Genomic DNA, 25,586 nt, shown 5'->3' on the forward strand with positions numbered 1-25,586 from the left:
AATCGTTTTTTTAATTTGATAAGAGTTTCAAAATCTGTGAACTTGTAGTTGCTTGTTTAAGGCTCGTTAGCCATTTTTTATTTTGCAATTTTTGTAAAAGTTCCGCTAACGCATTTAAATGACTTTGTTGATCGATCGGTGCTAAGCCGATAATGAGATTAATATTAGTTGGCTCATAGTTTTCAATATCAATTCGAAGGGGTTCTTTTGAAATTAACAAACTAATTCCAAGTTGCTTCACGCCATCATTAGGAGTTGCGTGAGCAAGAAAAACACCATTTCCAAGATGCATATAAGGCCCCTTTTCGTTAGTTAAACCGATAATTCGTTGTGCATAATCATCCGTGACAATATGATCTTGTTGCAATGGTGAAAAACAATTGATTATTGAATTTTGCCAATTTTCAGGTTGATTTTGAAAGGTGATGTGGTCAGTTGGTATTAGATCAGCTAATGACGTATTAACCTTGGGATCAATAACTTTTTTACCGCGCTCCCGAATTGCATCGAGATAATAATTCAATGCTGAATTTAATCCACTAACATCTTCTATACGCACATAGTCACTGATAATATCAATGATGGCATTTGCATTTAAAATTGAGGACGAGTGCTGATTAATTTGAGTTTGCGTTAAGCGTCGATCGATTTTTGAAATATCATCATTTGTCAAAATCGGTGAGACCAATAGAATTGGAATATCAAGTTTAACATCTAGTTGAATTGTCGAAATTACTAATTTAACGTTATCCAGAGAAAAATTCTTAAATTGAAAGACGCTAAGCGGCTGCGAGAAATTAAACGTCGGATAGCGCTGGGATAATTGATTTTTTAATAAAACAGAAGTACCAATACCGCTGGAACAGACCAAAAGCACGTCAGGTGTTGAATCAGTACGCTCATTGATATCCCTTAATTGACCACCAAAGTACACAGCAATTAAGGCAATTTCATCATCTGATAATGTCGTATTAACAAAATCTTCGAACGGCTGAATCGCCATCTTTGTAAAAATAAATAATTCATGATAATTTTGGATAAAGGAGTGTAGGTTTGGGTGTGTATATTTAATGCCAAAGGTTGCACGATAAAACGTACTTAATAAATGGGTAGATAAGGAGGTTTCAAGTTTATAGGGCGGTATATTTGACCCAGATACGTTGTTAAATTTGTCAATGACGTTACGTGTGATAGGTTCAATTTTACGAATCAACTCATCAGATTTATTAACTTTATAAAACTGACTCGCGTTAATAATTTGTGTTAGAAATGCTGCTTCAAATTCGTTTACAATATCGTAGTGGATTAAGAGATTTTTTGCCCAAGTCAATGCGGTTTGATTAGTGATTTTTAAGGCATTAGACCGTTTAGTTAACAAATATTTGGAATTGGAAAGACGATTAATAAGCCAAAGAGTGAATTCACTAATCATCAATAACGCGTCATCACTGAAATAGTTTTTTGAAAGTTGTTCTAATTCATGAAGTTGATTTTGGATGAAGTTAATTTTGTCAGGATCAGGATCGATTAAACCATAAATTAGTGATTGTGAATCGTTCAGTTGTTCAAGGACTAAAGTTCGAATAGAAACCTCAGAACCGGTTAATAGTTTTCCCTTAGCCGTTTGTGTTAAGTCAAGATTTCGTTTCTTTAATTGAGTTTTAATTGCTGTTAAATCAGAAATTGCTGTGTGGTTAGAAACGTTAAATTTTGCAACAATATCATTAATTGAAATGCAAGCACCGTTAATTAATTCCCAAAAAACTAATGTTTGCCGCTGTTGTTTTGAAACGGTAGAAGGTTTATCTTGTTCTTTTTTATTATACTTTTTAAGTATTTTTTTACTTGACTGTGTCATGAAATAACCAATGTTGTGAACATTCGAAATTTCATCAAGATGCTGACTCACCAGTTCTTGATTGATCTGACGGAGTAAATAATAAACACCACGTCTTGAAAGATGCAGCTTAGTTTGTAAATCGGCAATGCTTTGATATTGATCTGATCGCAGTAGCAGATCAAGCAGTTCATTGCCATGTTTCGTTCTCGTAAATTCAATCAAAAAATTATCTCCTCACTACTAGTGAACATTTTGCACTTTTATCAATGCCATTATTGCACTTGTAAGCGTTTGCTGTAAAGGTATGATATAAATATAATCTTATCAAAGGAGGTCCAGTAATGCTGGATGAGCTATTAACCGCGGAAACCGTTCAGATTTCCGATCGAACAGATCTAACATGGCAAGATGCAATTACATTATCTGCAAAGCCGTTAGTTGAAAACAAAAGCATTGAAACGAGTTATGTTGATGCAATGATTGAAATTGCGACTAAGCAGGGTCCCTATTTTAATATTGGTGATCATATTGCCCTTGCACATGCACGTCCCGAAGCGGGATCGAACGGAATTTCGTTGTCATTGTTGAAGACAACTCATGACGTTAATTTAATTAGTGATGATCATCCAGTTAGTTTGTGGTTCGTATTGGCTGCGAAGGATAATGAGAGTCATTTAGAAGTTATTCAAGGATTGATGCAATTATTAACAGATACTGATAAATTGCAGGCACTATTGAATGCACAAGATGTTGGTTCGATTATTGATGTTATTAAGGAAAAATAGGAGGCAAAATCATGAAAATTTTAGCTGTGTGCCAAAGTGGATTAGGTAGTAGTTTTATGGTTCAAATGAACATTCAACAAATTTTGAAGGACGAAAACGTTCAAGAAGAAATTACTGTTGATCATTCAGATGTTGGTAGTGCAACTGCAGATTCAGCAGATTATTTCTTTGTTGAATCTACTTTGGGTGGTGCTTTAGGTAGCATTCCCGAAGATAAGGTCGTTTTATTGAAGAGCTTAATTGACAAGGACGAGGTTAAAGGTCATGTCAACGATATGTTAGATAAGGAAAATATTGCCCACGATTAATTTTTTATAAATCTGAAATTATATGGAGGAAATAGAAATGAAAAGCATTTTGAACTTATTCGTTTCAATTGCAACTCAACCCGCAATTCTTGTGGCTTTAATTGCAATGATTGGTTTATTGTTACAAAAGAAAAAGGCGACAGAAGTTGTTCAAGGAACGATTAAAACATTTGCTGGATTCTTAGTTTTAATTGGTGGTGCTGGAATCTTAAGTAATTCTTTAACACCGTTCGCTAAAATGTTCCAATTTGCACTTCACGTACAAGGTGTTGTGCCTAGTAATGAAGCCGTAGTTGCGATTGCACTTGTTAAGTATGGCTCAACAACTGCCTTGATTATGTTAGTTGGTATGATTGTTAACATTTTACTTGCTCGAATTACACGCTTTAAATATATTTTCTTAACTGGTCAAGCAATGCTTTATGTATCATGTTTAACAGCTGTTATCTTGGTTTCAGCACATCTTGGAAGCGGTTGGAAGACAATCATTCTTGGTGGAATTTTTGAAGGTACTTTGTTAACAGTGACACCTGCTTTGTGTCAACCATTTATGCGTAAAATTACTGGTGGAGATTCAGTTGCCATGGGTCACACTGGTAACATTGGTTATGCTACTGCTGGCTTGATTGGTAAGTGGTTTGGTAATGAAAAGAACAGCACAGAAGATTTAAACGTTCCAAAGAGCTTAAGCTTCTTGCGTGATTCAACAGTTTCGATTACACTCTTAATGGGAGTTGTTTACATTGCTTTAGCATTTGTCGCAGGTCCCGGTTTCGTGGAAAAACACTTAAGTGATGGTACAAACTTTATTATTTATGCTTTAGTACAAGCCGGTACATTTGCTGCTGGATTCGTTGTTGTACTTCAAGGTGTTCGAATGATCTTAGCTGAAATTGTGCCTGCCTTCCAAGGAATTGCACAAAAATTGGTTCCAGATTCAAAACCAGCTTTGGATGTTCCTATCATCTTCCCATATGCACCAAACGCTGTTCTAATTGGATTCTTTGTTAGTTTCATCGTTGGTACATTAAGTATGTTTGTCATGATTGGTATGAAGACAACTGTTATCATTCCTGGTGTGGTCGGTCACTTCTTCTGTGGTGCTGCCGCTGCTATTTATGGTAATGCCTTTGGTGGACGTCGTGGTGCAATCTTAGGTTCAGCTGTTAATGGACTTTTGATTAGCTGGTTACCACTTCTTATCCTACCTGTTCTAGGTAGCTTGAAACTTGCTGCTTCAACATTTGCTGATACAGATTACTTGGTTCCTGGTATTTTACTTGGAAAATTAGGTAGTTTCGGTACAGCCTCAGTTGTTGTTGGTATCCTTGGTTTCTTAGTAGTTGTCCTAATCTTAAGTGCTGTATTAAACAGCCGTGACAAAGCTAGAGCCGCAAAATAATATTGTAATAAAATTGAATGTCAGGTAATTTACCTGGCATTTTTTCGGAGAGGATGGATCTTTTAATGTCATTTACAAAAACTGATGTTGATGCAATTAATGCAATTCGTTTCTTAAGCGTTGATATGATTGAAAAAGCAAATAGTGGGCACCCAGGGTTACCAATTGATGCTGCCCCTATGGCTTACGTATTATGGGAAAAGTTTTTACGCTTTAACCCAGAAGATCCTAAATGGATTAATCGCGATCGCTTTGTATTGAGTGCTGGACACGGTTCAGCAATGCTTTACAGCTTGTTACACTTGAATAAATTTGACCTCCCAATGGACCAAATTAAGCAATTTCGTCAATTTGGTTCCAAGACACCTGGTCATCCAGAAGTTACTGAAACTGCCGGAATCGATGCAACAACAGGTCCATTGGGACAAGGATTAGGCATGGCTGTTGGGATGGCAATGGCAGAGCGCCACTTGGCTGCGGAAGTTAACCGTCCAGGATACAATGTTTTTGATCACTTTACCTATTCAATCGTAGGTGATGGTGACTTAATGGAAGGTATTAGTCAAGAGTCAATTAACATTGCTGGTAATAAAAAACTTGGTAAGTTAATTGTTTTGTATGATTCAAATGACATTTCACTTGATGGTCCATTAAGCTTGAGCTCAACTGAAAAACCAGAGTACCGCTTTAAAGCGGCTGGCTGGGACTATGCAAAAGTGCTTGATGGTAACGATGCAGATGCAATTGAAGCTGCTATCGCGCATGCACAAACAACTGACCAACCAAGTATTATTGAAATTAAGACAACTATTGGTTACGGAACACCACAAGCCGGCACTAACAAGGTTCATGGTGCCGCACTTGGTGAAGACAATGTGAAAGCCATGCGTGACTTTTATAATTGGCAAGCCGCACCATTTGAAATTTCTGATGAAATTTATGGTCAATACGCTAAGTATATTGATGAAAAGCAGGCTAAATACGCCGAATGGAACCAAATGTTTGATCAATACAAGCAAGAATTTGGTGATGTTTACAACCAATTTGCTGATGGTAACTTAAAGACCGATTCATTATCTATTGATGGTGAAGAATTCAAGAAACCATTGGCAACTCGTGCAAGTAACTCAGCGATCATGCAACAAGTTGCTGAAGCTAACCCACAATTATGGGGTGGTTCAGCCGACCTGTACTCATCAAACAAGACAAACTTGACTGATTCAGGTGCTTTTGATGACCTAGATTATGATAACCGGAATGTTTATTTTGGGGTTCGTGAATTTGGAATGGCTGCTGCAGTTAACGGAATTAACCTGCATGGTAATTCACGTGCGTTTGGTAGTACGTTCTTTGTTTTCAGTGATTACTTAAAAGCAGCTATTCGTTTAGCTGCCATTCAAGCAACCCCATCGATCTTTGTCTTTACACATGATTCATTGGCAGTTGGTGAAGATGGTCCTACACATGAACCAATTGAACAACTTGCTGGATTGCGTTCTATTCCAAACGTAGACGTTATTCGTCCAGCAGATGCAACTGAAGTCATGGGTGCCTGGCAAGCAGTCGGCGATGTAGATGATCATCCATCGGTTATGGTTATGACTCGTCAAAAATTACCATTGTTGCCACAAGCAGACGCCAGCAAAGTTGCCAAAGGTGCCTATGTTATTTCACCAGCCAAGAGTGGCACACCTGATGGTATTTTAATTGCAACAGGTTCTGAAGTGGCTTTAGCATTAGACGCGCAAAAAGCATTGTTAGAAAAATCATACGATGTTTCAGTTGTGTCAATGCCAAGCATGAACCGTTTTGCTAAACAAGACCAATCTTATAAAGATGAAATCTTACCAAAAGACGTTAAGGTTAAAATCTCAGTTGAAATGGGTAGTTCATTTGGCTGGGGTGAATACACCGGCAGTTACGGTGGCCATGTAGCCGTTGATGATTTTGGTGCCAGTGGTAACGGTGACGTTGTCACAGAACATTATGGATTCACAGTTGATAAAATTGTCGAGACCTTTGAAGGTAAATGGCAAGAGATTGATAAATAGTTCGGAACAAAGCGTTTAGGTTCTGAGTATCAATTTAAAAAGCACAATCATTCCAGTTTTTAGAATGATTGTGCTTTTTTTGGTGAGAATTTACCTTTTTGATGCTGATATCGACAATATAAAAGAAAAATTGAAAAATAAACATCTCTAATGAAATGTCGTTTAATTTTGAGCGTTCTTCTTGGCTGCACTAAAGAATTGCGATAATGCATTATTCAAACCAGAAACGTCTTCAATACGGGCATAATTTGCGATTACGTCAGTTAAAGATTCTAGATTGATTCGATAGGAAATATCAATCTTAGAAGAAGATTTCAATAAGTGATCCAGTGTCGTCAAATCGTGGTTAGTGAGAATTGGTGATACCTTAATTATTTTTGTTTGGTTAATGAGATTATTTTTCAGTTGGAGAGTTGTGACAACAATGGTTCGGCCTTTCAATGATAGATTATTATATTGTTGACTAGTGATTGGCGCTTTAAACTCATAGTTTGGATAACGATGATGGAGCTGACTAATTAACAACTCTCCTACCCCGGAATCTTTTTTACAAACAACTAAAATTGATTGTTTATGCTGAGTGGATTGTGTTTCTTTTTGATGTTGACCACCGAAATAAATGGCAATTAAACCAATTTCGGTGTTGCTTAATTGGCAATTAGCAAAAGATTCAAATGGTTTGATTGCCATTTGGGTGGTTACAAATAATTCTGGATGACTTGAAATAATGGATTGAATCTCAATAGTAGCAGGTTGAATATTTAACGTTGCACGATAAAACGTATTTAGCAGGTGAATACTTAACGATTGTTTGATAGTGGAAAAATCAGTGTTAGAACCGGAAATTGCTTTGAAACGGGCGATTATCTCGTCAGTGATAGGGAGAATTTGTTGAATTAGAGGGTCTGTTTCTGGTGAACTGTAGAACTGACTAGCATTGATGATTTGTGCTAAAAAGGCAATTTCTAATGAATTGTCGATATGGAAATGGGCGAGTAATTCAGTTGCCCATTTGACAGTTATGGCATTACTAGCGGTATAAACTCGAGGGAGGAAAGTTAAGCGCGTACTTTCTTGTTTAATTCGGTTTGTTAACCAAAGAATGAATTTACTAGTGGATAAAACGGCAGTATCACTAAAATAGTTTTTTGTACGCTCTTCTAATTGATGAAGCTGCCCACAAATAAATGTATAGTCATCTGAGATAGCATCTACCGAATCATAAATAATGGAGTCTGAGTGGGTCAGTTGTGCCAACACCCATTTGCGAATTGATAATTCAGATCCTTGAAGCTTTTTTCCATTGTTAGTTTGCTGAAGGGACAATTGATAGTTCTGCAGGTATGATCTGATTTCGTTAAAATCTGAGACAACGGTATGGCTGGAAAGACCACATTCTTCAATCAGATAATTATTTGAAATGTGGTCATGATTGATGAGATTCCAAATAATGACATTTTGTCGTTGCGTTTTTGTCAAAGAAGAATAACTTATTTGCGTTGAATTACTCCAGTTATTAAGTGCAGCTTTGTCTTCGTTCGAAATATAGTAACCGATATTGTGAATGTTGGCGATCGGATCTAAGTTTTGATGTACTAATTCCTTATTTAAACGTTTCATCAGATAAAAAACGGACCGACGCGATAAATGAAGTTGTTTTTCAATGTCCGCTAATTGTAAATAGCTATCCTGATTTATTAATTGGTCTAGTAACCGATTGCCATTCTTAACGTTAGAAAAATTAATCATATCAACACTCCATTTTAATTAAAATGCACTAATTGCACTTTTGCTAGTGCCATTATTGCACTTGTAAGCGGTTACTACAAGTCTAAAATGGTCTTTATAAAGAGAAATGACCAATATTAATAGCGATGTAAAAAATTTAGTATTGGTCTAGTAGTGAAAGGAGTTTTTTTATGTCTCAAACAGTTGTTGTGTCATGGTGGGCAGCTTTAATTGGATTAGCACTTGCTATTATTTTAATTTTAAAAAAGTTGAACCCAGTATATTCATTATTGTTAGGTGCAATTGTCGGTTGTTTATTAGGTGGTGCTAACTTATTGCAAACCATCAATATTTTAATTGCAGGTTCGCAAAGTGTCATGGGCACGATTTTACGCGTTTTAGCCGCTGGAATGTTGGCCGGTGTCATGATGGAATCCGGTTCAGCAGAAACGCTGGCGCGCGCGATTGTTTCAAAATTAGGTGATCGATTAGCCATTTTCGCACTGGCTTTAGCAACAATGGTTATCACTGCAGTAGGTGTATTTATCCCAGTTGCAGTATTAATTGTTGCACCAATTGCGCTTGAAGCTGGCAAAAAGATGCACATTTCAAAATTGGCGTTGTTAGTGGCACTGTCTGGAGGAGGTAAAGCGGGTAATATTATTTCACCTAATCCAAACACGATTGCGGCCGCAAAAGGTTTTGGTGTTGAGCTGAGTCAGGTCATGATTGCAGACTTTATCCCTGCATTATTTGGGCTGGCAATGGCAGTGTTATTGGCCACCCTTTTGAAAAATAAAGGTTCTCAAGTTTTAGATGAAGATTTAGAAAATCTAACTGCAGAGGCTCAATCAAAAACGAATTTACCAAGTTTGGGTAGTTCTTTGGTGACCCCTGTAATTGCTATTGTTTTGTTGCTACTCAACCCGATTGGATCAGTTTTACACATTGGCTTTTTAACAAAATTAAACCTAGATGCAATGTACGTTTTGCCAATTGCGGCTATCATTGGTGCAATTGCGATGAAACAAGGGAGCCAATTACGCGAATATGCCGCTTCAGGCATGTCACGAATGACTGACGTTGTTTTGATTTTAATTGGTGCTGGTGCAATTGGTGGATTAATTACGAGTTCCAGTTTGCCACAGCAAGTTATTAATTTAATAAAAGTTTCTCACGTTTCAGGAACCTTATTGGCACCAATTTCAGGTATTTTAATGGCTGCTGCTGCTGCCTCAACTTCAACAGGTGTTATCTTGGCAACCGGATCATTTGGTAAATCTATTTTAGGTTTCGGCGTTGCTCCATTAGCCGCAGCAGCAATGGTCCACACCGGTGGTGTTGTGATTGATCATTTACCACATGGTAATTATTTCCACGTTACTGGAAATGCAATGCATATGGACATTTCGGAACGTTCAAATGGAATTTTATATGAATCACTTGTTGGATTGACAATGGCCATCGTGGCGACTGTGATGCTTGGATTCATGCATATTTAAGTAGCAAAATTAAAAAATTTGCCAAAAGGGAGTGTAAATAAATGAAATTCGTAATCGCGCCAGATTCATTTAAAGGTGGCATGACTGCTAAAGAAGCTGCGGATGCTATTCAAAAGGGCGTTGCTGATATTTTTCCAGATGCCACATTTGAAAAGGTACCGATGGCAGACGGTGGCGAAGGAACCGTACAGTCTCTAGTCGATGCAACTAACGGGAAATTCATCACTAAAACGGTGACTGGTCCACTAGATACTGATGTTCAAGCACAATACGGTATTTTAGGGGATAGGCAAACTGCTGTTATTGAAATGGCAGCAGCCAGTGGTATTCAATTTGTTGATGATCAAACGCATAATCCTTTGATTACGACAACTTTTGGTACTGGTGAGCTGATGCTTGATGCAATTAACCAAGGCGTTAAGCAAATTATTCTTGGAATTGGCGGAAGCGCCACGAATGATGGTGGAGCTGGAATCGCACAGGCACTTGGTGTACAACTTCTTGATCAAAATGGTAAAACTTTGCAATTTGGAGGTGGTCAATTAGATCAGTTAGCAAAAATTGATTTGGCCAATGTTGATCCCAGAATTAATGACGTGAAAATTATCATTGCCTCAGACGTTACTAATCCCCTCGTTGGAAAAGATGGTGCATCAGCAGTGTTTGGTCCTCAAAAAGGTGCAACTCCTGAAATGGTTAAAGTACTGGATCAAAACTTAACCCACTACGCAGCGATTATTAAGCGTGATTTAGGTCATGATTTGGCTGACTATCCAGGAGCTGGTGCTGCCGGTGGGTTAGGTGCAGGATTGCTCGCATTTACCAACTCTGAAATGCAAAAAGGGATCGATATTGTTATCGAATACTCGGGATTAAAACAAAAAGCCCAAAATGCTGATTTTGTATTCACTGGTGAAGGTGGCATTGATTTTCAAACGAAGTTTGGTAAAACACCATACGGCGTAGCCCAGGCTACTAAAAAAGTTTCACCAAATGCATCGGTCATTGTGTTGGCTGGAAATGTTGGTGACGGTGTTGACAGCCTATATGATGCAAAAGCAATCGATGCAATTTTTCCAATTGTGCCTGGTGTAACAACCCTACCGCAAGCCATAGAGAATGGTCCACGAAATTTATATGTTTTAGCACAGAATGTGGCGCGTTTAATTAAAAACACTGAAAACTAAATGAGTTAATTAAAATGAATAGTTTCATTTCAAATCGATTTTGAGATGAAACTATTTTCATATACATAAGGACAAAAGTTGAAAAATATTGTCCACTACATTGGCCAAAAGTATAGCAAACGTTTTCACCATTTTAAATTACTATTAACCTAGCAACTAAATTAAAGTAAAAATGGAGGAACAATATGATTAATAGTGATGAATTAATTCAATCTCATCAATTTGATGATAAAGATGAATTAGCGGTTAATTCAATTCGAATGCTTAGTGTTGATATGATTCAAAAGGCTAACTCGGGACACCCAGGTATCTGTTTGGATGCTGCACCAATGGCTTATGTTTTGTGGAATTATCATTTGAATGTCAACCCTAGCGACCCTAAGTGGATTGATCGAGATCGATTTGTATTATCCGCTGGACATGGATCAGCTTTGTTATATAGCCTACTGCACTTAAGCGGCTATGACTTACCAATGGATCAATTAAAACAATTTCGCCAGGTTGGTTCGTTAACACCTGGGCATCCAGAATTTGGCCATACAGCAGGAGTTGATGCAACTACTGGTCCACTAGGACAAGGCATCAGTATGGCAGTCGGTATGGCCATGGCAGAAAAGCATATGGCAGCAACATACAACACTAATTATAAGATGATTGATCATAATACTTACACAATAGTCGGTGATGGTGATTTAATGGAAGGAATCAGTCACGAAGCCATTAACATTGCAGGAAAAGAAAAATTAGATAAATTGATTGTTTTATATGATTCTAACGATATTACTCTTGATGGGCCATTAAGTAATGAATCATTAGAAAATCCGCAAAAACGGTTTGAAGCAGCGGGTTGGGATTATTTATTGGTTAAAGATGGTGAGGATCTACGATCTATCGATGATGCGATTAATCAAGCAAAAGCTAATTCAAAGCCAACAATTATTGAAGTAAAAACAGTCATTGGTTTTGGTTCGCCACAAGCAGGTACAAATAAAGTTCACGGTGCCGCATTAGGTGATGAAAATGTTGCGGCAACGAGAAAGCAATTAGGATATACTGATGCACCATTTGAAATTGAAACGGCAGTTTATGATAAGTTCAAAAACAATTTACAGGTACGAGGTAAAGCAGCGTACGATGCTTGGCAATCAATCTATCAGTCTTTCCAACAAAATGATGATCGGGCTGAAAGCTTTACGACTGAATTGTCTCCTAAATTAAATATGAAAAATGTGATTGTTAAAACATCAGTTGGACAAAGTATTGCCACTCGCGTCGCCAATTCAGACGTGATGCAACAAATTGCTGATCAAAATTTAAATTTCTGGGGTGGTGCTGCAGACTTGTCTTCAAGTAATAAGACACAATTAGCAGATAGTGGCCGATTCTCAGATAGTGAACCTGAAAACCGTAACATTTGGTTTGGCGTTCGAGAGTTTGGTATGGGAGCTGCCTTGAATGGAATTGCACTACATGGCGGTTCAAGAGTTTTCGGAAGTACATTTTTCACTTTTTCAGATTACATGAAGTCAGCCATTCGTTCCGCGGCTTTACAAAAACTACCTGTTACTTTTGTTTATACACACGATTCAATTGCTGTTGGTGAAGATGGCCCAACACATGAACCAATTGAGCAGTTGGCTGCATTACGTTCTATGCCTGATGTCAACGTTATCCGTCCAGCTGACGCAAACGAAGTGCTGAGTGCTTGGCAGTTTATTGCAAATGAGACAGATCGTCCAAGTGTTTTGGTATTATCACGACAAAAATTACCAGTGTTACAACAAACAGTAACTGGGGATGTTGCCAAAGGTGCTTACATTGCTTCACCAGCAAAAACATCTGATACAGATGGTATTTTAATTGCCAGTGGATCTGAACTTGCCTTGGCAATTGAAGTACAACAAAAACTACGTGAAAAATCATATGACTTATCAGTTGTTTCAATGCCAAGCTTTGAATTATTCAAACAACAAAGCAAAACATATCAAGAACAAATACTGCCATCAACAGTTACAAAACGCGTTTCAATTGAAATGGAATCAACATTCGGTTGGGGACAATTTGTTGGCTTGAACGGCATTAGTATAGGTATTGACACTTTTGGCGAAAGTGGAGACGGTACTGAGTTGGCAAAACGATTTGGTTTTACTGTGGAAAATATTGTCAAACAGTACGAGAAACTATGGAACAACGAGACTAATTAAGCTTTTAACAAAGTGACCATTGCAGTGGACAAATGAAAAGAAAACGCTTTCTGATTTTCGGGATACAATAAAATTGCGAGGAGGTGAGAAGATGCCAAAGGTTGGAATTAAACGTGAATTATTAGATTTACTCGAAAACTTAGATGACTTTGTAACGGCTAAAAAGTTGGCAGAGGATCTATCAGTTTCGTCGAAAACAATTTATCGAACTATTGATCAAATTAATCAAAAAGTTGGTAATCCACCATTAATTTTGACCGCTAAGGGAAAAGGAATTCGAATTAACAAAAGTCGTGAATCAAACACACAGATTCATCACGAAGCAGAGCTACCTAATGGCGAATTGTCACCGCGAAAACGTCGAGAGCAAATCACATTGCGGCTATTGTATCTATCACCACGTAAAATGAAATTACGATTTTTACTTGAACAATATTTTGTAAGTGAGTCTGTGATTAATAATGACGAACGCATGATTAATGATTGGTTACAAGAATTTAATTTAAAGTTGGACCGTGAAAACAGAGAACTCGGCATTGTCGGCGAGGAAAGTCAAATTCGTCGAGCAATTTCAGCGCTGACCGATTTCACTGGAATCATTGATTTTTCAAATATCGGCAATCAAGGTTCCGTCACACTTAACGAACGTGATGTGCATTTCATTGCTAAATTATTGCGAGACGCAGAAAAGCGGCTGCAAATCGAAATTCCTTATCCCTATGACATTAACATTTTCTCGCATATCTATATTCTGATTAATCGATATCGTAACGTTGGTCAGAAAAGTTATATTGATATTAATGATGTTCAAACCCGCATAAGTTTGGAAGAACAATTATATCGTTGTGCAAAGTGGATGGTACAAAAAATTCGTGCTTATTCAAATCTTGATTTACCAGATGCTGAAATTATTTATATTTATGAATATTTAGAATCATCTCGAATCAAGCATTTAAATGCCATTAAACAAGATGTGCCACAAGAAGCTGTTCAAATTTCGGAAGAATATGCTCAAAAAGTTGCTGAGAAATTGAACTGTCCGGTTAATGACAAAGATATTTTACAGGACTTGATTAATCACATTCGGCCTATGCTTAATCGTTTATCTAATGGTATTTATGCCAAAAATGAATTACTTGATCAAATTAAGCAAGAATATCCAAAAGTATTTGCGGTTGTGAGTGAGGTATCACAAGAAATTAGTACACAATTCAAATTACCTCAGATTCCAGAAGACGAAAACGGCTTTATTTCTATCTATTTTGCACGCGAAATAGAAAGGTCCACACAACCACTTAAGATTTTGGTTGCTTGCACAACAGGTATTGGAACTGCTGAGTTATTGCGGGTGAAAATCGAAAAATTATTTCCGGAATTAGAGATCGAGGATGTTGTTTCAATTCGCGGATACGAAAATCACAAGCAACAGTATGATGACGTTGACTTAATTGTTTCAACTGTACCGCTATCAGGGGATCATGATCGGCCAAATGTAGTAGTTAGTGCATTACTTGGTCAAAAAGATCAACGCGCAATTCGACATGAGGTCAACAATATTGAAAGGAGAAAACATGACAGAAACTAAGCCAGATTTCTTTTTTCAATTAACGAAAGCGCATAGTAAAGAATATATATTTGATCAAGTTTGTCAGTCTTTGGTTTTACAAGGAGTATTAACCGATAAAGATAATGTACTAGCAGAGTTGATGCAGCGTGAAAAATTAGCTAGTACTCAAATTAGCGAAATTTGTGCGATGCCACATTGTCAAAGCGACCAAGTAGTGACCTCAAAAATTGTTTATGTTGATTGTGCGAATTATCCACTAAATTGGAATACTGAAGAGAAGTCCGTTGAACAGATCGTGTTTTTATTACTGGCGGAGACCGAAAATAAACAGCGACTGTGCGAAATTCGAGATTTTGTAAGGTTGCTAGCGATTGGAAATTATCAACCGGATCAAGAAGTGAGTTACCAAGATTTAAATTAATGGCTAGGAGATGTTTTGATGGACTTGGTTAGTTCAATAAATACGCAAAATGTTTTAGTAAATAATGATGCTAAGACAAAGGATGACGTGCTAAAAGCAATCATTCATAGTTTTTACCTTACAGGAAATATTACTGATGAGGCGGCATTTTTGAGTGACGTGTATGATCGAGAAGCTCAAGGCGTCACTGGAATTGGCAGTGGAGTTGCCATTCCTCACGGTAAAGGAAAGAGTGTTGTCGAACCGGGTGTGGCGATTGTCACTTTGAATGAACCTATCGAGTGGGAAAGTTTAGATGACGAAAAAATCAAAATTGTGGTGCTATTTGCTGTTACGGATAGCCCAGAAGGTGCTCAAGAACATTTAAAGTTGTTATCACAGTTTGCTCGCAAACTTGGGAATGATGATGTGTTAAAGCAATTAAAACAAGCAAAAACAGTCAATGATGTCATTGATTCGTTTGAAAATTAGGAGGATCCGAAAATGAAAATTGCTGGTGTAAGTGCTTGTACTGTTGGCATTGCTCATACGTACATTGCACAGGAAAAAATTGAGAACGCTGCCAAAAAAATTGGTGACGAAGTTAAGGTAGAAACTCAAGGAACAATCGGTATTGAAAATGCATTGACTGATGAAGAAATCAAAAATGCAGATGTTGTTTTGCTGGCTGTTGATGTCAAAATTTCTGGTGAGGAACGATTTGCAGGAAAAAAAGTAGTGAAAGTCCCTACAGAAGTAGCTATTAAATCACCAAACAAATTGATTGCAAAACTTCATGAAGTTGTTGGTAAATAAAAAATTCAAGGTTATTTTTAACTTAAATATTGAGGAGAAAAAATAATGAAAGAATTAGTCAAAAAAGCTAGATTTAAGGAACATCTATTAACAGCCATTTCATACATGATTCCAATCGTGTGTGGGGCCGGATTTATTATTGCCATTGGAATGGCATTTGGTGGAAAATCACAAGATGCCTTAGTTATTGGAAAGTTTAATTTCTTCCAAGCAATGGCCACAATCGGTGGTAAAGGTTTAGGAATGTTGCCAATGATTATTTCAACTGGTATTGCTTTTTCTATTGCTGGTAAGCCAGGAATTGCACCAGGTTTAGTTACTGGATTAGCTGCTATCGCTATTAGTGCCGGTTTCATTGGTGGAATTATTGGTGGTTATGTTGCTGGTTTCTTTGCATGGTTAGTACTCACATACGTTAAAGTACCAAACTGGGCCAAAGGCTTAATGCCAACTTTGATCGTGCCATTTTTAGCTGCAACTGCAAGTGCTTTATTAATGGTATATGTCTTTGGAACACCAGTTGCTTGGTTTACTGGTTGGTTAACTGCATTCTTAAAAGGAATGAGTTCAGCTTCAAATCTTGTCTTGGGTGCTGTGATCGGTATTTTAAGTATTGTCGATTTTGGTGGTCCAATTAACAAAACAGTCTTTGCCTTTGTTTTAACTCTACAAGCACAAGGCATTAATGGACCAGTGACTGCCTTACAATTAGTTAATACGGCAACACCAATTGGTTTTGGATTAGCATTTTTCATTGCTAAGCTACTTCGTAAAAATATTTATAACAAATCAGAAGTTGAAACACTTAAATCTGCGGTTCCGATGGGTGTTGTTAACATTGTTGAAGGATCTATTCCAATTGTCATGAATGACCTGGTCAGAGGTATTTTTGCAGCGGCACTTGGTGGAATGTGTGGCGGTGCCACAACTATGGTTCTTGGGGCAGATGCCACAGTGCCATTTGGTGGATTTTTGATGCTTCCAACTATGTCACATCCGTTAGCCGGATTAGCAGCGATCGCTGTGAACGTGCTAGTTACCGGAGTTGTTTATGCAGTGATCAAAAAAGATGTGCCATATGAATCAGAACAAAAAGAAGAGAGTGCTGATACTGAAGACGATATCAGTTTAGACGATATTCAGATTTCGTAGGAGGAACGATTATGAAGGTAAAATTTTCACCGTCATTAATGACAATGAACTTAGATAAATTTAAAGAAGAAATTGATTTTTTAAGTGATAAGGTAGATTCTTTTCACGTTGATATTATGGATGGGCACTTTGTACCCAATTTAACCTTGTCACCTTGGTTTATTGAACAGGTCAAGAAAATTACAGATACGCCTATTTCATCACATTTAATGGTGGAAGATCCATCATTTTGGGTGGAGGAATTAATCAAGGTTCATAGTGAATACATTTGTTTTCCCGCAGAACGCGCTAGCGGTATTGCATTTCGGCTCATTAATCAAATTCATAAAGCCGATTTAAAAGCAGGTGTTGTACTTAACCCAGAAACCTCTGTGGACAGTATCAAACAATATCTTGGCGACGTTGACAAGGTTACCATCATGACGGTTGATCCTGGATTTGCGGGTGAAAAATTCATTACGAATGCCTTACACAAAATTGAAGAACTTCGCCAAATTCGTGAAGAAAATGGTTACAATTATTTGATTGAAATGGATGGTTCTTCAAATAAAGCTCACTTTAAAATGATTCATGATGCCAACCCAGATATTTATATCATTGGTCGCAGTGGACTATTTGGTTTGACTGATGACATTGAAACATCATGGAATCAAATGGCCGATGACTTTCTTGCCGAAACTGGTGAAGGAATTTTAGGATAACAATTAATTTTCAAAACGCTAATACAAAAAATAACCTATCAGATGTGGATACCTGATAGGTTATTTTTTAATGTGGATACTGTTGGCCAAATTCATAAACCAATTCGGGTTCTTGTGTGCTACTACGTTTGTTTAGATTAGCTGAATCAACAATCTGCATTTCTGCAGCAGATAATTCAAAATCGTAAATAGTCGCATTTTCAGCAATTCGTGTTGGATGTGTTGATTTTGGAATAAACGAGATACCGTTTTGCAAGTGCCAGCGTAAGATAATTTGTGCAACACTCTTATTTTTGGATTTTGCTAAGTCAATTAATTTTTCATCATTCAATGTTTTACCACGGCCCAACGGACTCCAAGCTTGTGTGACAATGTGATGATCATTATGATAACTGATTAATGGTTTTTGACTAAAATGGGGATTGACCTCAATTTGGTTAACAACAGGCATTTCATCAGCCTTAGTTGTCAATAACTCTAAATGAGCCAGGGTGTAGTTGCTAACGCCGATGGATTTTGCTAATCCTTGTTTCTTCATATCCTCAAAAGCCCGCCAAGTTTCAAAAAAGTGATTATAGACGGGCCAGTGGACGAGTAACAAATCAACATAATCAGTTTGCAATTTCTGCAATGATTCCTTCACTGAAGCAATCGCTTGGTCATAGCCTTGATTGGCTTCACCAACCTTGGTGGTTAAAAAGATGCTGGAACGATCGATCTTTAATTTTTGTAGTGCGTGACCTAACAGTTGCTCGTTTTCATACATTTGCGCTGTATCAAATAAACGATAGCCACTATCATAAGCAGCCTTGATTGAATCTGTAAAGTTTTGATCATCGGTAATTTTATAAACGCCGAACCCATGTTGTGGCATTTGGTTACCGTCTGCTAATTGTAATTTATTTGTTGAAATATCCAAAATGACGTCCTCCTTATGCTGAATGTTAGTTTCATTTTACCATTAATCAAAAAAAGCAACCGCCTAAGTGTGCGATTACTTTAGTTAATTTTTTGAATTTGCCAATGCGGCTGTAGTTGGAACTTGAGGGTCTTATTAATTAATTGATGATTACGTTCACCAATACTAAATAACAACCGAGTTTCCTCATTGCGATAGACCCAATAGTGGGATAGCACTGTTAATTGATTCTTCTTTTGATTCTGTTGAATAATCACGTGACTTTTGAACGGGTTAGTTTTTGATAATTTATCGTCAAGAGGATTGGTTTTATAAAGATAAACGCGTTCATTTTTAGTTCCCAACTGTTTGTACAGCAAAACCTGTTTGTTTTTAACACTGGAAGTTAGGGGATAGTTGATTTCGGTGGTTTCAACTTTCATGCCTAAATGGGAATGATAATTACCAATGATGAGCCCTAAACTGCCTAAGGTTAAAATTAATGCTACAATCACCCAAATATTTTTTTTCAGGCTGGGACGCATGAAAATCATTGTCCAAGTAAATAATGCCGCACCAAAAAACAAGAAGATTAAAATCATACTAATAACCTCCTTTATTATCATGCTTTAACAGGAAGGTCAATGCAAAACCGACTGCTGCAAAAATGGTGGCAATTAAAAACGCGTAGCGAAAGCCAAGGACGTTAGCATTTAATGCGGCGTGTTGGTAGGCAACAGGAGTTGCTTTGGCGACTGCTTGACTAGGTGTGTGATGCAATGTCACGTTCGACATGACAGACACCAAAATGGCGGTCCCCATAGAAGCAAATACTTGACGCCCCGTGTTATTGACGACAGTTCCATCACTGATGAGATTAAGTGGTAAAGCGTTCATACCAGTGGTGGTCACTGGCATCATAACCATTGAAATACCCAGCATTCGCACCATGTAAATACCCGTCAAATAAATGCTAGGCGTGGTGGCTGTCACTGGAATAAACGAGGCAGTAGAAACAAGTAGTAAAAACATGCCTGTGATCACCATGTTACGACCACCCAGTCGGTCAAAAATGCGTCCTGTGAAGGGGTTCATCACCCCAATAACAATTGCACCAGGTAATAACGTTAATCCAGAAGCTAGTGGCGATTCACCACCAATAGTTTGCAGATATAATGGTAATACCAGTGTGAACCCATTCATGGACATAAACGAGACAGCAACTAGGATTGCGGACAATGTAAAGTCAGAGTGCTCAAACACTTTTAGTTGTAGGAGTGGATTCTTAATCTTAAGAGAGCGCCAAATGAATATGGAAACCACGATTACACCAACAATTAAAGTAACGTAAACAATCGGATCGCCCCAGCTATATTGACCGACAGATGAAAAGGCAAATAGCATCGACCCAAAGCCAACCACGGACATGGCAACTGAGAACCAATCAATCGGCGCTTTTTTGGTTGGTAAAACCTTACGCAGGGTAAAGAATCCTAAAATTAAAATAAATAAGGAGATGGGCATGATGGCAAGGAAAAGCATTCGCCAAGAGTAATGAATTAAGATCCAACCAGCAAATGTGGGACCAATGGCAGGTGCTAAACTTGTCACAATTCCGGCACTTCCCATTGCGGCACCACGTTGTGAAGGTGGAAAAATGGTTGTCATAATCGTTTGGTAAACAGGAGAAGTGACACCCACTCCTGCGGCTTCAATTAATCGACCCGCTAAAAGCATGCCAAAGCTTTTAGCAAAGTAACAGACAACTGTACCAACAAAAAAGAGCACAATTGCAGATAAATAAAGTTTTTTGGTATCAAAACGTTGGAGGAAAAAACCGGTAATTGGCATTACGATACCCATCATTAACATGAATCCAGTTGTTAGCCACTGAACAGTGTCAGCAGAAATATTGAAAGTTTTCATTAATGTGGGGAATGCCGTTGTCAACATTGTCGTAGTTAAGAATGTTGAAAATGTTCCAATTAGTAGTGTTAAAACTAATGCTAATCGGTTATATGGTTTTCCATTGACGTCTTTTGGTTGATCGGCAAAGTCTGTTGCCACTATTTGGTCACCTCTATGTGTTTTTTCGACATGTGCACTATTGTATCACATTTATTATGCCTCAAATAAGGCTAATCTTAAAAAAATTAGCTTGCATTGAAAAAAGGCAAATTAAAACCACTCATTTGATTGGGTGGTCTTAATGAAATTCATTTTTTATAAATTAGCATCCATAGTAAAAGTTAAATCTGATAATTCTAGTCCGTGCATAATAAGTTGCGAAATCAACTTCTTCGTCCGAATAGCCATTTCTGCGACCATCTTTTTGTTTTGGGCAGTTAAGAAATCAGTTAAAGCTTGACCAGAAAGATTGTCAGCTTGTTTTAAAGTATCTTCAACAAATTGATACTGATATTCGCGCGCGTCCTTCAAATAATCAAGATCACTTTGAATAAATTGAGCGTGATGTGACTCTACTAACATCGACAATTCACGATACATCCAATAAGCACTGGCATTATCTTGGTCAAACGCCATTGGGGTATTTACGTAACTGTCATCCAGTTCATCCATGTTACCAAAGAATGGAACGTATGGGGTGAAAGCAGGGATGCCAAAGCATAGCCACATAATTGGTGCGGCATCATTGTTATGCATGTCATTACGGACCTGTAAAATATGTGAATTTTGCGTCCGCGCAAGTGAAATTGGACGGTAACGATGCTTGTCTTCTTCACTACCATGACCTAAGGGATCAAATGGTGTGCCATTATAATGACTACCTAAGATGGATTCGATATCTTGAAGGGTGATTTTTCGATCCGTGTGCCGAATAAATGGTAGATCGAAGTCTTCAGGAGAAGCATCATAACTGGGGCTGAGAACTCGATGAGCATACCATTGACGAGGTGTGTTGTAGTGTTGATCAAACTCAGTAGCAGTTCCAAAAATATGCCGGAAATTCCAGCCTGTTTTATCGGGATTAAGATGATGTTCAGTAACGAATTTTTGAATGCCATTAGAATACATAAAATTATCGGGATCATTAAAATCAATTTCTTGGATAGCCACACGGTTACCTGTAGCGGCGTATGCATCATCGGGGATGCGTTGTGCCACCCAGTGATGGCCGGTGACAATTTCCATATACCAGATATCATTCTTATCACTAAAAATAACACCGTTGCCTTCAGGAGAACCATATTGAGCAATTAATTTACCTAAGTACGTAACCCCTTCTTTAGCACTGTTGATAAAAGGAAGTACCATACCAACAATTGCATCTTCAGCCAGTCCATTTTCAACTAATGGGTCAAATGCTAAAACGCGTTCGTTTGCATAGACACTTTCGGTAGCACTCATACCAACATTTTTTTCGTTGAAGCCATTTTCATCGTAAATGCCTTCTTTTGCAACATCAACATTGGGTGTACCCATGTAACGATAACCTGATTCAGGTAATGGTGCCGTGAAATTATTTTGACCAGAAACCAGCGTTTCGTGACGGTCAGAAACGGCTGGGTAAATCACAAAGCGTTGTGGTGTAATCGGCAAAAAGGTGTCATCATTACGTGCTGCCATTGTTGAACCATCAATGGTTGCATTTTTGCCAACGAGGACAGTCGTGCAAGCTTTTAAGTTTTTCATGTTTAAAATCCCTTCGTATTTCAGTTTCAATTAATAGTGTAACGCTAGCAAAAAAGTAGTCAATTAATATCAGTTAGTGGAGAAAATAAGGAAAAACGAAAAATTGACTCGTTAGTCATTGACTAATGAGTCAATAAAGCATATACTGGCGTTGAAAATTGATAAACACGCTGATATTAGGCGTTAAGGGGATGGCAATGATGTCAGAAGAAGTATTGAAAATTGAAGGATTAAAAAAGAAATTTGGTAAGTTTCAAGCGTTAAAAAATATTACGTTTGATGTTAAAAAAGGAGAAGTTTTTGGATTTATTGGGCCTAATGGTGCGGGAAAATCAACAACCATTCGGGTGCTATTAGGTATTTTGCGAGCGAGTGGTGGGCAAGCCACTATTTTCGGTGACGATGTTTGGCGTGATGCTGTTAAAATTCATCGAAAATTAGCTTATGTCCCGGGAGATGTTTATTTATGGCCGAACTTGACAGGTGGCGAAGTGATTGATTTATTTTTAAAGTTAAATCATCAAAAACACAACGCTAAAACGGATGAACTGATCCAAAGATTTGAATTCGATCCCGCCAAAAAGTCACGCACATATTCAAAAGGAAATCGACAAAAAGTTGCATTGATTGCGGCACTTTCAACAGATGCTGATTTTTATATTTTTGATGAACCGACATCTGGACTCGATCCGTTAAACGAAGCAATTTTTCAGGAATATGTTTTAGACTTAAAACACCAAGGCAAGAGTATTTTGCTCTCTAGTCACATTTTGTCAGAAGTTGAACGCATGTGTGATCGAATAGGAATTATTCGTAAAGGTGAAATCATTGAAACAGGGTCATTAGCAGAAATGCGGCATTTGATGAGAACGATGATTACGGTGCAAACTAAGGAATCTGTACCAGAAATTGCCCAGTTGGATGGTATTCATGATTTAAAAACGGATGATAGTAAACCAAATTATCTCTCATTTGCTGTTGATACCGAAAAAATGGATCAGGTCATGCAGATCTTGTCAGCTAAACAAATTATGAGTTTACAAAGTACACCACCAACATTGGAAGATCTTTTCTTACGCTATTACAATGACGATTCAAATGAGGTGACAACTCATGAATGAAGGTAGATTTGCACAAAGTCTTTTTCTAACCCGCTTCTATTTAAAAAAAGACTGGTTAAAAATTACAGTCTGGTTGCTGTGTCTCGTTGGCCTAATGGTAATTGCTGCGGCTAAATTTAATGGCCTATATGGAACCAGTTCCGCAACGGACTCAATTGTGTCCACTTTAAAAAGTCCAGCGATGGTGTCATTATTTGGTCCGTTTATTGCAAAAGAACCATTTACACCAGCAGTTATTTATTCAATGGAAATGATGGTCTTTATGGGGCTCTTTATGGCAATGATGAATATTTATTTTGCCGTTAAAAATACGCGTGGTGAAGAAGATGAAGGTATTTCCGAATTGATTTTTTCGCATGCGGTTGGACATTTCAGCCCATTAGTAGCAGTGATTAGTGAAATTGTGGTCATTAATTTACTATTTGCCCTTTTCGCTAGTGTTGGTTTACAAATTTCAGGGATGCGTGGTGTCGATTGGAATGGTAGTCTTTTGTATGGTATTGGCTTAGCGCTGTTTGGTATTATGTTTGCCTCGTTCGCGTTATTAATGGCACAGTTAAGCGATAATTCACGAGGAGCTACTGCACTAAGTTACTTAGTTTTAGGAGTATTATACGTTGCCCGGATGGGGACTGATGTGCAAAATCCTAACTATACGTGGTGGATTCCATTTGGCTGGATTGAAAAACTTTCAGTTTATGTTGACAATAACTGGGCACCTGTAGGTTTAATTTTTGGATTAACCGTGATTGTTCTCGCGGTAACATTTGTAACTGATGCGCATCGCGATGTGACGGCTGGTATCATTGCGACACGGCCTGGTCGTAAAACGGCTTCGTTCTTATTACGCAGTCCTTTTTCGTTATTAGGTCGCCTAGAACGAAATGCGATCATCTTTTGGATGATTGGTGTCTTTTTCCTTGGTGCTAGTTATGGTTCCATTTTTGGCACAGTAGGTGATATTTTAAAAACTAATCCGATGATGAAGCAATTGTTTAGTAGTAGTGCAATTAATGCCGCCAATAAAACAATTGTGTTAAACTTTGCAGCGGTCTTAGCAATTGTGTTTGTTGCCTTAGCAACAGTACCGGCAATGCAAGTTATTTTGAAGCTAAATAGCGATGAAAGAAAAGGTTGGTTGGAGCAAATTCACGCGAAGGCGGTTTCCAGATTACACTTATATGTTGGTTACATGTTGATGGCTTTAATCATGGGGACGTTAGCACTATTCTTTAGTATTTTTGGCATGTACGTTGCTGGCCAATCGGTCATGGATGCGCCGATTCATTTCTCTCGTTTTATGCGCGCTTTTTATGGATATCTACCTGCGCTGTTTGTGACGCTAGGGATTGGGGCTGTGTTTGCTGGGTTATTGCCACGACTTCAGACCATTGCCTGGTTGATTCCGGCATATGGATTTTTCTCCTTATATTTTGGCAAGATGATGGATTTGCCAAAAGCAGCAACGCGGTTAACCCCGTATGGCTGGATCGGTCAAGTGCCCTTACATCAAGTAGATTGGTCACAAGCTAGTTGGATGATGGCTGGTGCACTGGTATTATTTATTTTAGGATATGTTTTTTATCGCCAACGCGATTTGCAAATTAACTAACGAAAGGGGCTAAACAATGGCAGCTACGATTCCAAAAGATCCAGAAAAAATGCAACGAATTTTAACAAGTGCAACCCATAATTTTGCAAAATTTGGCTATCATGGGACCAAGACGGACGTGATTGCCAATGAAGCCGATGTTTCTAAAGGCATTATCTTTCGTTATTTTGGTGATAAAGGACATTTATTCTTAGCGGTGATCAAGCGTGCTAACGATTTTATTATTAACATCGCTGATTATAGTGTTTGGCAAGATGCAACAGATTTTGTCGATATGATTGGTCGGGCGACAAAATACAAAATCGAATTACAACTAAAGTATCCAGATGAGTTTAGTGTTTTGTTGCGGGGATATGTGGGCGAAAAAGAAATCCCAACCAACATCATGGCGCAAATTCATGGTCTCTTTAACGTTGATCAAAATACACAGATCGTACAATTGATTAAACCGGTGTTGAAAAAACTACCGATCCGTGAAGATGTTGACGAGGAAACAATTTTTGCAATGGTGTCAGCTGTGATGAGTGAAATTGAAAAGGAAACGAGGGTGTTTATGACCCAACATCCGCAGGCCACCTTGGAACAATTTAATGATATTATTACTCATGCGCAAAGCTATGTGGCAATCATTGAACGTGGTATTACAAAATAATTTGAT

At 37.9% G+C, this 25,586-nt stretch carries 22 protein-coding genes; 16 read left to right on the forward strand and 6 right to left on the reverse strand.

Annotation, left to right across the window (positions count from 1 at the left end; all coding sequences use genetic code 11):
* Window positions 1–10: 10 nt before the first annotated feature.
* A complete protein-coding gene (locus ACYVQZ_RS02370; RefSeq protein WP_461239792.1) occupies window positions 11–2,062 on the reverse strand; it encodes a BglG family transcription antiterminator in 2,052 nt (683 codons plus the stop codon).
* Between the two features lie 119 nt (window positions 2,063–2,181).
* On the opposite strand from ACYVQZ_RS02370, the gene ACYVQZ_RS02375 reads away from it, so the two are divergent.
* From ACYVQZ_RS02375 to tkt (ACYVQZ_RS02390), 4 genes are all read left to right on the forward strand, one after another.
* Window positions 2,182–2,625: a PTS sugar transporter subunit IIA gene (locus ACYVQZ_RS02375; protein ID WP_461239793.1), complete on the forward strand. Its 444-nt coding sequence runs from the start codon at window positions 2,182–2,184 to the stop codon at window positions 2,623–2,625.
* Window positions 2,626–2,636: 11 nt separating this feature from the next.
* Window positions 2,637–2,933, forward strand: a complete 297-nt coding sequence (locus tag ACYVQZ_RS02380; RefSeq protein ID WP_461239794.1) for a PTS sugar transporter subunit IIB — start codon at window positions 2,637–2,639, stop codon at window positions 2,931–2,933.
* 37 nt (window positions 2,934–2,970) lie between these two features.
* On the forward strand, window positions 2,971–4,335 hold the full coding sequence (gene ulaA, locus ACYVQZ_RS02385; RefSeq protein ID WP_461239795.1) for a PTS ascorbate transporter subunit IIC: 1,365 nt from the start codon (window positions 2,971–2,973) through the stop codon (window positions 4,333–4,335).
* A 65-nt stretch (window positions 4,336–4,400) separates the two neighbouring features.
* Entirely contained in the window at window positions 4,401–6,386 is a 1,986-nt protein-coding gene (gene tkt, locus ACYVQZ_RS02390) for a transketolase (RefSeq protein WP_461239796.1), read from the forward strand.
* Window positions 6,387–6,548: 162 nt separating this feature from the next.
* On the opposite strand, the gene ACYVQZ_RS02395 is transcribed toward tkt (ACYVQZ_RS02390), so the two are convergent.
* Entirely contained in the window at window positions 6,549–8,135 is a 1,587-nt protein-coding gene (locus ACYVQZ_RS02395; protein ID WP_461239797.1) for a BglG family transcription antiterminator, read from the reverse strand.
* Between the two features lie 170 nt (window positions 8,136–8,305).
* Here ACYVQZ_RS02395 and ACYVQZ_RS02400 point away from each other — a divergent pair, with 170 nt between their 5' ends.
* The 9 genes from ACYVQZ_RS02400 (at window position 8,306) to alsE (ending at window position 17,643) form a co-directional block, all read left to right on the forward strand.
* Window positions 8,306–9,616: a GntP family permease gene (locus ACYVQZ_RS02400; protein ID WP_461239798.1), complete on the forward strand. Its 1,311-nt coding sequence runs from the start codon at window positions 8,306–8,308 to the stop codon at window positions 9,614–9,616.
* A 41-nt stretch (window positions 9,617–9,657) separates the two neighbouring features.
* Window positions 9,658–10,803: a glycerate kinase family protein gene (locus ACYVQZ_RS02405; protein WP_461239799.1), complete on the forward strand. Its 1,146-nt coding sequence runs from the start codon at window positions 9,658–9,660 to the stop codon at window positions 10,801–10,803.
* 185 nt (window positions 10,804–10,988) lie between these two features.
* Entirely contained in the window at window positions 10,989–13,007 is a 2,019-nt protein-coding gene (gene tkt / locus ACYVQZ_RS02410; protein ID WP_461239800.1) for a transketolase, read from the forward strand.
* Window positions 13,008–13,098: 91 nt separating this feature from the next.
* Window positions 13,099–14,592, forward strand: a complete 1,494-nt coding sequence (locus ACYVQZ_RS02415) for a BglG family transcription antiterminator (protein ID WP_461239801.1) — start codon at window positions 13,099–13,101, stop codon at window positions 14,590–14,592.
* Window positions 14,579–14,995: a PTS sugar transporter subunit IIA gene (locus ACYVQZ_RS02420; protein WP_461239802.1), complete on the forward strand. Its 417-nt coding sequence runs from the start codon at window positions 14,579–14,581 to the stop codon at window positions 14,993–14,995. The genes ACYVQZ_RS02415 and ACYVQZ_RS02420 overlap by 14 nt, the downstream gene beginning before the upstream one ends.
* 18 nt (window positions 14,996–15,013) lie before the next feature.
* Window positions 15,014–15,466 (forward strand): PTS sugar transporter subunit IIA, encoded by a 453-nt coding sequence (locus tag ACYVQZ_RS02425; RefSeq protein ID WP_461239803.1) that lies wholly within the window; start codon window positions 15,014–15,016, stop codon window positions 15,464–15,466.
* A 12-nt stretch (window positions 15,467–15,478) separates the two neighbouring features.
* Window positions 15,479–15,790: a PTS fructose transporter subunit IIB gene (locus ACYVQZ_RS02430; RefSeq protein ID WP_461239804.1), complete on the forward strand. Its 312-nt coding sequence runs from the start codon at window positions 15,479–15,481 to the stop codon at window positions 15,788–15,790.
* Between the two features lie 45 nt (window positions 15,791–15,835).
* The gene (locus tag ACYVQZ_RS02435; RefSeq protein ID WP_461239805.1) at window positions 15,836–16,942 is read left to right on the forward strand and encodes a PTS fructose transporter subunit IIC; all 1,107 of its coding nucleotides are present in this window, start codon (window positions 15,836–15,838) and stop codon (window positions 16,940–16,942) included.
* 8 nt (window positions 16,943–16,950) lie between these two features.
* Window positions 16,951–17,643, forward strand: coding sequence for a D-allulose 6-phosphate 3-epimerase (alsE, locus tag ACYVQZ_RS02440; RefSeq protein WP_461240032.1), 693 nt, complete (start codon window positions 16,951–16,953; stop codon window positions 17,641–17,643).
* A 67-nt stretch (window positions 17,644–17,710) separates the two neighbouring features.
* On the opposite strand, the gene ACYVQZ_RS02445 is transcribed toward alsE, so the two are convergent.
* The 4 genes from ACYVQZ_RS02445 to ACYVQZ_RS02460 all read right to left on the reverse strand — a co-directional run bounded on the left by ACYVQZ_RS02445 (window position 17,711) and on the right by ACYVQZ_RS02460 (window position 22,195).
* Window positions 17,711–18,562 carry an aldo/keto reductase gene (locus tag ACYVQZ_RS02445; protein WP_461239806.1) on the reverse strand — a complete coding sequence of 284 codons (852 nt, stop codon included), beginning with the start codon at window positions 18,560–18,562 and terminating at the stop codon, window positions 17,711–17,713.
* 80 nt (window positions 18,563–18,642) lie between these two features.
* Entirely contained in the window at window positions 18,643–19,143 is a 501-nt protein-coding gene (locus tag ACYVQZ_RS02450) for a DUF4811 domain-containing protein (protein ID WP_461239807.1), read from the reverse strand.
* A gap of 1 nt (window position 19,144) precedes the next feature.
* Window positions 19,145–20,608 (reverse strand): MDR family MFS transporter, encoded by a 1,464-nt coding sequence (locus tag ACYVQZ_RS02455; protein ID WP_461239808.1) that lies wholly within the window; start codon window positions 20,606–20,608, stop codon window positions 19,145–19,147.
* 156 nt (window positions 20,609–20,764) lie between these two features.
* The gene (locus tag ACYVQZ_RS02460) at window positions 20,765–22,195 is read right to left on the reverse strand and encodes a C69 family dipeptidase (protein ID WP_461239809.1); all 1,431 of its coding nucleotides are present in this window, start codon (window positions 22,193–22,195) and stop codon (window positions 20,765–20,767) included.
* A 197-nt stretch (window positions 22,196–22,392) separates the two neighbouring features.
* Here ACYVQZ_RS02460 and ACYVQZ_RS02465 point away from each other — a divergent pair, with 197 nt between their 5' ends.
* The 3 genes from ACYVQZ_RS02465 to ACYVQZ_RS02475 are packed head-to-tail and all read left to right on the forward strand — an operon-like array spanning window position 22,393 to window position 25,580.
* On the forward strand, window positions 22,393–23,316 hold the full coding sequence (locus ACYVQZ_RS02465; RefSeq protein ID WP_461240033.1) for an ABC transporter ATP-binding protein: 924 nt from the start codon (window positions 22,393–22,395) through the stop codon (window positions 23,314–23,316).
* A complete protein-coding gene (locus ACYVQZ_RS02470) occupies window positions 23,309–24,928 on the forward strand; it encodes an ABC transporter permease (protein WP_461239810.1) in 1,620 nt (539 codons plus the stop codon). The genes ACYVQZ_RS02465 and ACYVQZ_RS02470 overlap by 8 nt, the downstream gene beginning before the upstream one ends.
* A gap of 16 nt (window positions 24,929–24,944) precedes the next feature.
* Window positions 24,945–25,580: a TetR/AcrR family transcriptional regulator gene (locus tag ACYVQZ_RS02475; RefSeq protein WP_461239811.1), complete on the forward strand. Its 636-nt coding sequence runs from the start codon at window positions 24,945–24,947 to the stop codon at window positions 25,578–25,580.
* Window positions 25,581–25,586 lie beyond the last annotated feature (6 nt).

The sequence above is a fragment of the Paucilactobacillus salsurae genome, assembly GCF_054784995.1.